This window comes from Amycolatopsis regifaucium, from assembly GCF_001613935.1.
Lineage (GTDB): Bacteria > Actinomycetota > Actinomycetes > Mycobacteriales > Pseudonocardiaceae > Amycolatopsis > Amycolatopsis regifaucium.
On sequence record NZ_LQCI01000012.1, the window covers coordinates 1 to 12217 of the forward strand.

At 64.7% G+C, this 12217-nt stretch carries 10 protein-coding genes and 2 tRNA genes; 2 read left to right on the forward strand and 10 right to left on the reverse strand.

The genetic code is table 11. The annotated features are described in order from the left end of the window. On the reverse strand, window positions 1–443 hold a 443-nt coding region (locus AVL48_RS14495), incomplete at its 3' end, for a hypothetical protein (RefSeq protein ID WP_208616277.1). Beyond that, complete coding sequence (locus AVL48_RS40840; protein WP_061981618.1) at window positions 443–799, reverse strand: helix-turn-helix domain-containing protein; 357 nt, start codon at window positions 797–799, stop codon at window positions 443–445. The genes AVL48_RS14495 and AVL48_RS40840, both read right to left, overlap by 1 nt. Window positions 800–997: 198 nt before the next feature. Here AVL48_RS40840 and AVL48_RS14505 point away from each other — a divergent pair, with 198 nt between their 5' ends. Both AVL48_RS14505 and AVL48_RS37995 read left to right on the forward strand, forming a co-directional pair. Next, a complete protein-coding gene (locus tag AVL48_RS14505) occupies window positions 998–1840 on the forward strand; it encodes a GntR family transcriptional regulator (RefSeq protein ID WP_061981619.1) in 843 nt (280 codons plus the stop codon). Beyond that, complete coding sequence (locus AVL48_RS37995; protein WP_063816518.1) at window positions 1837–2499, forward strand: HAD family hydrolase; 663 nt, start codon at window positions 1837–1839, stop codon at window positions 2497–2499. The genes AVL48_RS14505 and AVL48_RS37995 overlap by 4 nt, the downstream gene beginning before the upstream one ends. Before the next feature lie 23 nt (window positions 2500–2522). Here AVL48_RS37995 and AVL48_RS38315 read toward each other — a convergent pair whose 3' ends face one another. From AVL48_RS38315 to gyrB, 8 genes are all read right to left on the reverse strand, one after another. Further along, entirely contained in the window at window positions 2523–3143 is a 621-nt protein-coding gene (locus tag AVL48_RS38315; RefSeq protein ID WP_244162609.1) for a phosphotransferase, read from the reverse strand. 194 nt (window positions 3144–3337) lie between these two features. Next, window positions 3338–4636, reverse strand: coding sequence for a site-specific integrase (locus tag AVL48_RS14515; protein WP_061981621.1), 1299 nt, complete (start codon window positions 4634–4636; stop codon window positions 3338–3340). An 84-nt stretch (window positions 4637–4720) separates the two neighbouring features. Continuing rightward, window positions 4721–4793: transfer RNA gene (locus AVL48_RS14520), tRNA-Ala, on the reverse strand. Window positions 4794–4830: 37 nt separating this feature from the next. Next, a complete protein-coding gene (locus tag AVL48_RS14525) occupies window positions 4831–5019 on the reverse strand; it encodes a DLW-39 family protein (RefSeq protein ID WP_061981622.1) in 189 nt (62 codons plus the stop codon). Window positions 5020–5428: 409 nt separating this feature from the next. After that, window positions 5429–5502 (reverse strand) — tRNA-Ile (locus tag AVL48_RS14530). Window positions 5503–5549: 47 nt separating this feature from the next. Beyond that, window positions 5550–6239 carry a DUF3566 domain-containing protein gene (locus tag AVL48_RS14535; protein ID WP_061981623.1) on the reverse strand — a complete coding sequence of 230 codons (690 nt, stop codon included), beginning with the start codon at window positions 6237–6239 and terminating at the stop codon, window positions 5550–5552. A gap of 36 nt (window positions 6240–6275) precedes the next feature. Continuing rightward, entirely contained in the window at window positions 6276–10064 is a 3789-nt protein-coding gene (gene gyrA / locus AVL48_RS14540) for an intein-containing DNA gyrase subunit A (RefSeq protein ID WP_061981624.1), read from the reverse strand. A gap of 51 nt (window positions 10065–10115) precedes the next feature. After that, window positions 10116–12083, reverse strand: coding sequence for a DNA topoisomerase (ATP-hydrolyzing) subunit B (gyrB, locus tag AVL48_RS14545; RefSeq protein WP_061981625.1), 1968 nt, complete (start codon window positions 12081–12083; stop codon window positions 10116–10118). Window positions 12084–12217 lie beyond the last annotated feature (134 nt).

Sequence of the window (12217 nt, forward strand, 5' to 3'; positions counted from 1 at the left end):
GTCTTCGCCTTACGCCGCATCGCCGACTTCGACGCCACCCGCCGAATCTGCCAGCGCGACGCCACACCGCCATTACGGCGCGACCGCCGCAACCACCGGCTGATCAACCCAGACGAACCGTTCCGGCCACGCAGACCGACAAACGCGGCCACCGCGAGAACCGGGCCACCGATCAGCAGACCCCACGGCCACACGTCATAACCCGGCGTCTCCTCAGGAACCCAGCCCACGAACCACACCGACAACCCGGTCAACCCGGCCGCCACGGTCACGATCCGCGCCGCGTTTCCCTTCACCAACTCCGCCAGACCGAACACGCCGGCGAAGACACCCGCGACCACAAACCACGGCCACACCACAGCGGCCTTCACATGCCAATCACTCAACAGATTCCCCAGCGCAATCAGCGTCGCGCCCGTCAGAAACGCTCCGAAAGTACGCATCAGGCCGCACCCCCAGTCGCACTCGCACGCCAGCCCTCGACCCATTCGCCGATGTCAACGCAGTTCCCCGCCCTGGAGGCAAAGTCGAGCAGCTGCTCAACGGCTTTTGCGGGAACGACGTAGCGGCCTCGGCCCTTGCGACCTCCACTACGGAGCGCAGGAAAGGCGTCGGCGTGAATGAGTCGATACACGTACTCCTGCGACAAGCTCATAAGCGCGGCAGCTTCGGGGACGGTGTAGGTCGGCACCCCTGCCTCGCGCTTCCTCATCGCGTTCCGCAACGCGACATCACGCAGCAGTTCACGGCACTGGGCACGAGCCACTCGCGCCTCAGGTGTCGTAGCTTGTTCCTGCATCTGGGTCTCCAAATGTCCGGTGCGAGGCCCGGGCGGGGCGGCATCCCCGCCCGGGTCGCTTTGTCTGCACTGGCCTCGCCATCGCCAACCTGTATAGGTTGGCTAGGCATGTTTGAAGTTACCCAGCATGGCTAGCCATGTCAACAGGTTGTCTAGGCTGGCTAGGCCGGAAGGTCCGTTGCGCCGTATCCTGAGTTCATGGAGCTGGACCCAGATGACCCGCGCCCGCCGTACCAGCAGGTAGCGAATGCTCTCCGAGCGGCGATCCTGACGAAGACCTTCAAGGCTGGTGAGAAGCTGCCGTCCGGACCCGAGTTGGCGCAGCGGTTCGGCGTTGCTCGGATGACCGTCCAGCAGGCAGTTCGCTTGCTTCGAGACGAAGGTCTCGTCGTGTCGCGCCAGGGCAGCGGTGTCTTCGTTCGGGAACGCACGCAACGCCCGGTGGACCTCCGGTCTCACCTTGAGCGTGCGTTCGAGGAACCCGTGGTCTCCGTTGACTTCGCCGGTTTCTCTGGTGAGACCTTGCACGGCGCTATCACTGAGCCGTTGGACAAGATCCGTGACGGTCGACTCCGGCCGGAGTCTCTGTCCGTGCGACTACTTGTGCCGGATCCCAGCAAACCCTGGAGCCTTCCGGCACGCGTGGACGACCTGACGGACAGTCCCGCCTTCCGCGCGCGCGCGACACGCATCATGCAGCGTCACACCCTTGCTGTGGTCGATGCGGTCAACGAGCTAGCCGAACTCGAAATCGTGTCGAACGCCCGAGCAGAAGTCCGGATCAACCCGGCGGTCCCGCTTTTCAAGCTGTACCTAATCAACGAAGCAGAAGCCTTCTTCGGCTACTACCCCGTTCAAGAGCACAAGATAAAGCTGGACGGCGAGGAAACGGCTATCTGGGATTTGATGGGCAAGGACGCAACACTCTTCCACCACTCTGCCGACGGCAACGAGGACAGTCTCGCGGCGCAATTCATCAGCCAGTCTCGTATGTGGTTCAACTCGATTTGGACCACGGTCGGGCGGGAGTACATGCCATGACGACCTGGCCGCTTGGCGAAGTCTTTGCTCGTACGTCGACTGTGCTGTTGGACTTCGATGGCCCAGTCTGCTCAGTGTTCAGTGATTTTGAACCGGTGGCCGTTGCCGCTGAGTTGCAGTCGCGCCTCGATGTTGTTGACGCTCCACCGGACGCTGGCATGTTCGACACGCTGCGATACATCGCTGCCAACCGGCCCGGTGAGATCGTCAAAGCTGAGGCAATCCTGACCGATCTCGAACTGCGCGCGGTACAGACTGCTGAGCCGACGCCATACGCTGACGCGGTGATTCGTCGACTTCATGAACTCGGCCGACCAGTGATAATCGTGAGCAATAACTCGTCAGCCTGCGTCAATGCCTACTTGAACCACCACGGCCTCACCCGATTTGTTTCGGGGGTGGCGTCACGAAAGAAGCCGGATCCTGCACTTTTAAAGCCTCACCCTCATCTCCTTCGTGAGGCTATGCAGCTCACTGAGTCTCGAAACGTCGAATCCTGTGTGATGGTCGGCGACTCTGTTAGCGATGTTGAGGCGGCGAGAGCTGCTGGCACGGCCGCGGTCGCCTACGCAAACAAGCCCGGTAAACGAGAAAGGTTCGGCCAACTCCACCCTGACGCGATCATCGACAGCATGAGCGAACTCTTGGACGCCGCTTGATCCAGCGTGGCCCTCCTGCAAGTTCATACACGCGCTGCGACTGCGACCATGGCCCATGCCTCTACCCGAGCTGAGTTGGCTGCGGCTCGACGGGCCAACTCGGCCAACTGGTGTCCAGACTTCAGCGCAAGTACTGCAACGTCGTACTCTGGGTCGCCCGTAGCTGCACGGGGATCAATAAGCCTCAGGCCGAAGGGCCCCCGCAGCACGTTCCCGGACGATATGTCGCCATGAATGAACGTGCGGCTTTCATCACGAACCAAGTCGTCAAGGACCGGCAGGGCCTGTGCTCGCTCTTCTGCACTGGCAGCGAGAACACCTGGAGGAAGATCGGTCGCAGCACCATTCACCAGGCGGTTGCGGAGCCATGCCGAGATCGGCGGAAACTCCAACGTGACCGGTGCGGTTTTAAGCACGTTGAGCAGCTCGCCCAACTCGTCTATCGACGCGTTCCGGATGGCTCGCACACCAGGCAGGACTTGCTCCATTACGATCGATGTCGCGAATTCTGACTCGATGACCTCGTGAACGGGCGGACCGACGCGTAGAGCAGCGAGCTGCCTCGCAGCAGCCGCCTGAAGAGGGGCGTCTGGATCAGGCGTCGACTTGAGAACGATGTGGCCGTGGCTTGTCTCCACGGACACCACGAGACCATAACGAGCGCTGAACGTTTGCCGAATTCGTCCGTCATATCGTTGGCACAACGCAAAAATCTCACTCGGCGCGGCGGCTAACCACCTTGGGCCGCGGCCGGGCCAACGGTCGCAGATTGCCTCGGTCACCGCTGCCGGAACCTGCGGCAGGGGGCAGTGGCCGGAGTGCGGCGTAGAACTCATGGTCACTCGGGCGCCTTCCTGCGGTCCGGCCGTGTCATTCGACTTCCGAGGATGTCGGCGGCGCGGCGATCGGCCTCGGCGACCCATGCAGCGTAAACCCGCATTGTCGTGACACCGTTGGCGTGGCCAAGTCGACCGGCAACTGTACGGATATCGACGCCGGCCAGGATCAGCTCGGTGGCCGAGTAGTGCCGGAGCGCATGCAGGTGGCTGTCGATCCCGATTGCGGCACACATCCGCGTGTAGCGGTGGGTGATGGCGGAGCGGTCGCACGGCCGGTCAAACGTCGGCGCGTAGGAGAACAAGTACGCGTCGTCAGCCGGGGGAAGTTCGAGCGTGCGCATCCCCTCCTCGTAATGGGCGCGTAGGTCACGCAGAACCTCGATCGTGGCGTCGTCAAGCGAGATTCGCCGCGGCTGGTCACTCTTCGTTTCGTGCACGGCAAGGATCTGGTTGGTGAACTGGACGTCGCGCCAGCGGATCCGGACCAACTCGCTGCGGCGGACACCCGTGACCATGACGAGCCAGACCAGCGTGCCCCAGACGTCGTCCTGTTCCCAGGCCGCGGTAATGATCTCAGCGGCCTGTTCTGGGGTTGGCGGCTTGGGGTCCGGCTTCGGCGCGCTCGGCTTGACTGCCAGTTCGGCAGGGTTGCTCTTCACCCACTCCCACCGCTGGGCGGCGGAGAAGGTGCCGCTGATCATGAAGTGGATTTTGAGGACGCTTGCTTTGGCGAGCGGGTGACAAGAGTGTGGCGGGCATTCGATGATGTGGCAGCCGGTGGTCGCGCAGTCGTGCGGCGGGTAGCCGCCGGCGGGCGGCCTTCCTGGCGGACGTTTGTGCTTCACAGTCCTGCACTTGTGCGGGCCGTCGGTGCGGTGCTCCAGGAACGGGCGTCCGTCACATCGCATCCGGCATCGCCGAAGGTCGGCGTAGAACTCATCGAGCATCCGGACTCGGATCTTCGCGAGCGGCTGGTCGCCGAACGCGGGGTAGATGTAGCGACGGGCGTACATCTCATACGTGTCGCGGGTTTCGTCGCCCAGTTCGGCGATCCGGAGCCAGTCCTCCATCGCGACGCGGAGAGTTCCGTTGCTACGCGCGTGGCGTTCCTCGTCGACCTCGGCGAGTAGCCGGGTGAGGATGCGCTTGGCTTCCTTCTCGTCGGTCGTCGACTCGGTGAGGTAGAGGCGTTTTCCGGTCAGCGGGTCGATCCCGGCGTAGACCTTGATGCGCAGCGAGTTGCCGCGGCGCTCGATGGAGCCGCGGTCCCGGGCCTTGCTAGCTGCCTGTTTGGCCACGGGTCGATGGTACCCGCACCCACCGTGGCTCCCATTGATCAAATTTCGGACCTTGGGGAGCGGTGAAACCGCTGGTGAAACTTGTGGAGCTGAGGGGAATCGAACCCCTGACCCCCGCCTTGCAAAGGCGGTGCTCTACCAATTGAGCTACAGCCCCGGGTCGCAGGCGGTCAGGATAGCCGCCTGCGGAAACCTCAGTTGTTGCGGGAGGCGTCCGCGGCCTTGGCCGGGGCGCTTCCGTTCGTGGAAACGGAGCCAAGCGGGCGCTCGGTCGGCGCGGTGGCCTCTCGCCAGAGGTCGGCCTCGGCCTTGGCTGCCTTGTTGCGCTTGATCACGAACAGCACGCCGCCCGCGATGACCGCGAGTGCCAACAGCTTCTTCATCAGAAGCCCCCTCTTCTCCGCCGAATTGCTCCGCTTACCCATCGATGCTACTGCACGCCCGAGGTTCCACGTGGAACACCCATGGCATGACGAAAGCCCTGCCGGGAAGAGAAGGTCCGGCAGGGCCCTGACAAGGCCGGCGTGCCGCGTCCCCTTCTGTCGCTGGGTGAGCCCGGAAACACCGCACACCGACCCCACTTACACAACACCGACACGCCCCGTACCCTTCCCCCACCCCCGTGACCTTGACCACCCCACCCCACGGCAATGGGCCCGCCAGGGCCCGAGCCGGATGGGGGGTCCAGGGGGGCGAAGCCCTCCCTGGCGGGGGCTTGGGGGTTCGACCCCCAAAATGAAAAACGCCCGATCCGCGTTCGCGCTTTCCGCGAACACAAACCGGGCGATCGGGTGGGCCCACCAGGACTTGAACCTGGGACCTCTTCGTTATCAGCGAAGCGCTCTAACCGCCTGAGCTATGGGCCCGAACGACGAGAAGATTACAGGACGCCTTTCGGCGCCCTGCAACCGGGTCACTCTCGTTCGGAAAGGGTCACTTCCAGGCCTCCGGCGAGGTCGGCGGAGACGTTGTAGATGAACGCGCTGACGGTGGCGAGTGCCGAGATCAGCACGATGTTGATGGCGCCGAGGATGGCCGCGATCCCGAAGACGCGGCCTGCGCTGATCAGCGGGTCGGCCGGTGCGTCGGCTCCTTCTCCGCCGACGAGCGACGAGTAGGTCCCGTTGAGTTTGTCCCATACGCCCATGCCGTCGAGGACGGTGTAGAGGACGCCGACGGCGACGAGCCACACGAAGAACAGCGCGACGCCGAGGACGAGGGACAGTTTCAGCACCGACCAGGGGTCGAAGCGTTTGATCTGCAGGCTGGCGCGACGCGGTCCGCGGCCGGGGCGGCGGAGCGCGGTCGGGGCGGTCCGCGCGCGGGAGGCCGACGGGATGGCGGAGGAGGCGGGTTGGTCGCCCTCTCCGCTCTCGCCGAACAGCCTCTTCGCGGCGGTGCCGCTGACCCCGTGGTAGTCGGTCACGGTTGCCGCGTCCTGCTTCGGTTCCGAGTAGGCCACGTCTTCGGTGGCTACCGAAGACACCGAGACCGTCTGCTCACTGGCGCCTTCGGCCTCTCCCGCACCGCTGTCACGCTGCCACGGCGGGCTCGACGATCCCGCCTGCGCGCCGCCTGCTTCGGGCTTCTCGGATGGTGTCACGAGGTGTCAGTCCTTACCCAGTACGTGGGGCGTCGTCTACTCCTGCTCCGACGCCGGGGTTTCTTCTCCTTCAGTACTACCTGCAGTGGCGACGTCTGAGGGCTCGTCCGCGTTGCGTGCGACCGCGAGAAGAGTGGTTCCTTCGTCGAGATTCATCAGCCGCACTCCCTTCGTCTGCCTGCCTGCCTTGCGCACCTGTCCGGCCGAAGTCCGGATCACCCCGCCGCTGGAGGTGATCGCGTAGAGCTCGTCTTCGGCGTCGACGATGACCGCACCCACCAGCCTGCCACGTTTCCGGTCGTACTGAATGGTCAGCACACCCTTGCCACCGCGGCCCTGGACCGGATAGTCGTCGGTCGGGGTGCGCTTGGCGTAGCCGCCGTCGGTGGCGACGAGGAGGAACTTGTCCGGCTGGACGACGTTGATGCCGAGCAGTTCGTCGCCGTCGTTGAACCGCATGCCCAGCACACCGGAGGTGGCGCGGCCCATCGGGCGCAGTGCTTCGTCGGTGGCGTGGAAGCGGATGGACTGGCCTTCCGCGGACACCAGGAGCAGGTCGTCTTCCGCGGCCGCGAGCACGGCACCGACCAGTTCGTCCCCTTCGCGGAGGTTGACCGCGATGAGGCCGCCGGCGCGGTTGGAGTCGAAGTCGGTGAGCTTGGTCTTCTTCACCAGGCCGCGCCGGGTCGCGAGCACGAGGTACGGGGCGACCTCGTAATTCGGGATTTCGATGACCTGGGCGATCTTCTCGTCCGGCTGGAACGCGAGCAGGTTCGCGACGTGCTGGCCGCGCGCGTTGCGGTTGGCTTCCGGCAGGTCGTAGGCCTTGGCCCGGTAGACGCGGCCCTTGTTCGTGAAGAACAGGATCCAGTCGTGGGTCGAGCAGACGAAGAAGTGCTGGACGATGTCGTCCTGTTTCAGCGTCGCGCCCTGTACGCCCTTGCCGCCGCGTTTCTGCGATCGGTACAGATCGGTTTTCGTTCGCTTGGCGTAACCCGTGCGGGTGATCGTGACGACGACGTCCTCGACCGCGATGAGGTCTTCGACCGAGACCTCACCGTCGAACGGGATGATCTTGGTGCGCCGGTCGTCGCCGTACTTGTCGACGATCTCCTGCAGTTCCTCGGCGATGATCGAGCGCTGCCGCTCGGGCTTCTCGAGGATGTCCTTGAGGTCGGCGATCTCGAGTTCGATCTCGGCCAGGGTGTCGACGATCCGCTGCCGCTCCAGTGCCGCGAGGCGGCGGAGCTGCATGTCGAGGATCGCGGTCGCCTGGATCTCGTCGACGTCGAGCAGGCTCATCAGCGCGGGCCGGGCTTCTTCGGCCGAGGGCGAGCGCCGGATCAGGGCGATGACCTCGTCGAGCATGTCGAGCGCCTTGACCAGACCGCGCAGGATGTGGGCGCGCTCTTCGGCCTTGCGCAACCGGAAGCGGGTCCGGCGGACGATGACCTCGATCTGGTGCTTCACGTAGTGCCGGATCATCTGGTCCAGCCGCAGCGTGCGGGGCACGCCGTCGACGAGGGCCAGCATGTTGACACCGAAGTTCTGCTGCAGCTGCGTGTGCTTGAACAGGTTGTTCAGCACGACCTTCGCGACGGCGTCACGTTTGATCGTGACGACGATCCGCATGCCGCTGCGGCTGTTGGACTCGTCGGCGATGTCGGAGATGCCGGTGAGCTTGCCGTCGCGGACCAGGTTCGCGATGTTCTCGACCAGGTTGTCCGGGTTGACCTGGAACGGCAGCTCGGACACGACCAGGATCGTGCGGCCCTTGGCGTCCTCTTCGACCTCGACGACGGCACGCATGCGCACGGATCCGCGGCCGGTGCGGTACGCGTCCTCGATGCCGGAGTTGCCGAGGATCATCGCCTTGGTCGGGAAGTCCGGGCCCTTGATCCGGACGAGCAGCGCGGCGAGCAGCTCGTCGTCGGTCGCGTCGTAGTTCTCCAGCGCCCACTTGACGCCGTCGGCCACCTCGCGCAGGTTGTGCGGCGGGATGTTGGTCGCCATCCCGACCGCGATCCCGGAACCGCCGTTGACCAGCAGGTTCGGGAACCGCGACGGCAGGACGTCGGGCTCCTGGGTGCGGCCGTCGTAGTTGTCGGAGAAGTCGACGGTGTCTTCTTCGATGTCCTGCAGCATGTGCATCGCGAGATGCGCGAGCCGGGACTCGGTGTTGTGGCTGACGAACCCGTCGGTGATGAACGCGTGCTCGTCGGTGTCGACCCGGATGCTGTACACCGGCCGCACACCGGCATCGGTGATCGACTTGACCTCGGCGTAGTAGAACCGCCCGTCCACCAACGGCTCGACGACCGTGAGCACCTCGGGGTCGGTGATGTGTTCGGCGATCTCGTCTCGACGCGTTTCCCAGCGCGCGATGCGGTCGACGTTGTGGCGGCGCAGCCAGTCCTGCTCGGTCCAACGGCTCGCACCGTTCGCCCGGATGTACTCACCGACGAACGGCACGTGATCCGACGACATCGCCCGCGAATCGACCGGAATGCCGTCCAGGATCGCTTCGAGCTTCTGCTGCTTGGCGCTATGGAAGCCGATCCGGGTGGCGAATAGCCGTGCGTCACGACGATTGCCGATGTAGACCTTGTACTCACCGTTCTCATAGCTGGTCAGCCGCGAGACGATGCCGAATTCCAGCAAGAGCTGCTGAACATCGACGGCAAGCTGCTTGCTGATCGTGGCGTACGAGATTTGCACGGTGTCGCGCGGCAGGACCGAGCACGACCCGTCACCGGTGAACAGTCCGACCAGGAATGCCTGCTTGACGGTCCGGCCGGACGCCCAGACGAACTCCGGGACACGCTTGTCCGCGCTGCGGTGGCCGACCATTTCGCCGAGAACGCTCTTCCGCAGCGTCGCCAGATCTTGAATGTCCATCTCGTGCAGGACGGAACCGGACGCGATCTCGCGGCGGGAAACGTAGCGGCGTCCGCCCACAACCTCGTCATACGCGTCGCGAACATAGTCGAAGAACGCTTCATCGACGTTGTTGAAACCAGCGCGCTCTTCCGACACGAAACCCTCGGCGACGAACGCACCCGCCAGCAGGCCCTCGACCCATTTGCGGACCTCGGTCACGCCGTCGGTGGGAGCATCCGTGCGCTGCAGGACAACGCGGTCGCCCGGTTTGACCTCTTCGAGCAGCTTCCACATCAGCGTCGGCACACCGAGCACACTCACCAGGCACAGCACCGGGTGGTTGTGCGTGCCGGTCAGCTCGTAGCCCTCGCGGGTCGCGAGCTTCAGCGTCGGGTGGTCGCCGGAGTGGAACAGCATGTCCGCCCGGACCGGGTCACCGTTGCGGTCCATAACCTTGAGGTCGATCGGATTGTCGCTGTTCGGCTTAGCATCGGGAACGATGTCACCGATCCGGACAGTCGAGCCATCGGCCACCTTGATCCGCGTGTCACGCGTTACGCAATACCGCATGGCGGCGGCGGGGTCGTTGCCCGGCGAGCCGAAGTTGCCCTGGCCGTCGATCAGCGGGTACCGCAGCGACCACGGCTGCGCGAGCCGCACCAGCGCGTCGTAGATCGCGGAGTCACCGTGCGGGTGGTAGTTGCCCATCACGTCGCCGACGACGCGGGAGCACTTGTTGTACCCGCGGTCGGGGCGGAAGCCGGAGTCGAACATCGAGTACAGCACGCGGCGGTGCACCGGCTTGAGGCCGTCTCGCACGTCCGGCAGCGCCCGCGACACGATGACGCTCATCGCGTAGTCGATGTAGGAGCGCTGCATCTCCTGCTGGATGTCGACCGGTTCGATCCGGTCGTGGTCCGGAGCCGGCGGCAAGGTTTCCGTCATGAGGTCCTTCTCGTGAGGGCAGTCCTGGTTGGACAGAGAAACGGGACGTGACTACACGTCGAGGAAGCGAACGTCCTTGGCGTTGCGCGTGATGAAGGAGCGGCGCGCTTCGACGTCCTCACCCATCAGTACGGAGAACAGGTCGTCGGCCTGCGCGGCGTCGTCCAGGGTGACCTGGCCGAGCAGCCGGTTCGCCGGGTCCATCGTGGTCTCCCACAGCTCTTCGGCGTTCATCTCGCCGAGACCCTTGTAGCGCTGGATCGCGTCGTCTTTGGGGAGGCGCTTGCCCGCCTCGACACCGGCCTGGATGACGGCGTCGCGTTCCCGGTCGGAGTACGCGTACTCCGGCTCGGCCCTCGGCCACTTGATCTTGTACAGCGGCGGCCGCGAAAGGAACACGTGCCCGTGCTCGATCAGCGGGGTCATGAACCGGAACAGCAGGGTGAGCAGCAGCGTGGTGATGTGCTGGCCGTCGACGTCGGCGTCGGCCATGAGCACGATCTTGTGGTACCGCAGCTTTTCGAGGTCGAACTCGTCGTGGATACCGGTGCCGAGCGCGGTGATCAGCGACTGGACCTCGGTGTTCTTGAGGACGCGGTCGATACGGGCCTTCTCGACGTTGATGATCTTGCCTCGGATCGGCAGGATCGCCTGGTACATCGAGTCGCGGCCTTCCTTGGCCGAACCGCCGGCCGAGTCACCCTCGACGATGTAGAGCTCGCATTCCGACGGGTTGGTCGAGCGGCAGTCCTTGAGCTTGCCGGGCAGCCCGCCGATCTCCAGCGCGCCCTTGCGGCGGACCAGGTCGCGCGCCTTGCGGGCGGCCATCCGCGCCTGTGCCGAAGAGATCGACTTGTTGATGATCGTCTTCGTCTCGGTGGGGTTGCGCTCGAACCAGTCGGCCAGCCATTCGTTCGACGTCTGCTGCACGAACGTCTTGGCCTCGCTGTTGCCCAGCTTGGTCTTGGTCTGGCCCTCGAACTGCGGCTCGGACAACTTGATCGAGACGATCGCGGCGAGCCCCTCGCGCACGTCGTCACCGGTCAGGTTGGCGTCCTTCTCCTTGAGCAGCTTCTTCTCGCGCGCGTACGCGTTGACGACGCGGGTGAGCGCGGCGCGGAAGCCCTCTTCGTGCGTGCCGCCCTCGTGCGTGTTGATCGTGTTGGCGAAGGTGTACACCGACGGCGTGAAGCCGTTGTTCCACTGCATGGCGACCTCGACCTCGAGGCCGGTGCCCTTGGCCTCGAAGGAGATCACGTTGGGGTGGATCGGGTCCTTGCTGCCGTTGATGTGCTTGACGAAGTCCTCGAGACCGCCCGGGTAGCAGTAGGTCTTCTCCTTGACCCGCGCCGCCTGGCCGGAGGCGTCCTCTTCGGTCTCTTCGTCGGCGACGCGCTCGTCGCGCAGCGAAAGGGTCAGGCCCTTGTTGAGGAAGGCCATCTCCTGCAGCCGGCGGGAGATCGTCTCGAAGTTGTAGGTCGTGGTCTCGAAGATGTCGCCGTCGGCCCAGAAGGTGATCGTGGTGCCGGTGCCGTCGGCGGGTCCGAGGTCCTCGAGCTCGCCGGGGAGCTGGTCGGTGTACTCCTGGCGCCAGCTGCGGCCGCCGTACTTGACCTCGGCCAGCAGCTTCTTCGACAGCGCGTTCACCACGGAGACACCGACACCGTGCAGACCACCGGAGACCGCGTAGGAGTCGCTGTCGAACTTGCCGCCCGCGTGGAGCACGGTGAGCACGACCTCGAGGGTCGGCTTCTTCTCCTTGGGGTGCATGTCGACGGGGATACCGCGGCCGTCGTCGACGACGCGGACGCCGCCGTCGGCCAGCAGGGTAACCTCGACCTTGGTGGCATGACCCGCCATCGCCTCGTCGACGGAGTTGTCGACGACCTCCTGCACGAGGTGGTGGAGGCCACGTTCACCGGTGGAACCGATGTACATACCGGGACGCTTGCGGACAGCTTCGAGCCCTTCGAGCACCGTGATCGACGACGCGTTGTACTCGCTCTTGTTCTCGGTCACAGGCGTTGATTCTCCTCGTCTCGCTCGAGCAGACGCTCGCTCATCTCCAGTGTACTTGGCCGCGTTCGCTGACATGCGGCAAGGACACCCCTGATTTGCTCACAGACGCGCTAATTCGTTCGAAGAAGAGTCTT

Bases quoted from the DNA above. Each gene is read 5' to 3' on its own strand.
- AVL48_RS40840 (WP_061981618.1), bottom strand. From the start codon at position 799: ATGCAGGAACAAGCTACGACACCTGAGGCGCGAGTGGCTCGTGCCCAG.
- AVL48_RS14505 (WP_061981619.1), top strand. From the start codon at position 998: ATGGAGCTGGACCCAGATGACCCGCGCCCGCCGTACCAGCAGGTAGCG.
- AVL48_RS37995 (WP_063816518.1), top strand. From the start codon at position 1,837: ATGACGACCTGGCCGCTTGGCGAAGTCTTTGCTCGTACGTCGACTGTG.
- AVL48_RS14525 (WP_061981622.1), bottom strand. From the start codon at position 5,019: ATGAAGAAGCTGTTGGCACTCGCGGTCATCGCGGGCGGCGTGCTGTTC.
- gyrA (WP_061981624.1), bottom strand. From the start codon at position 10,064: ATGACGGAAACCTTGCCGCCGGCTCCGGACCACGACCGGATCGAACCG.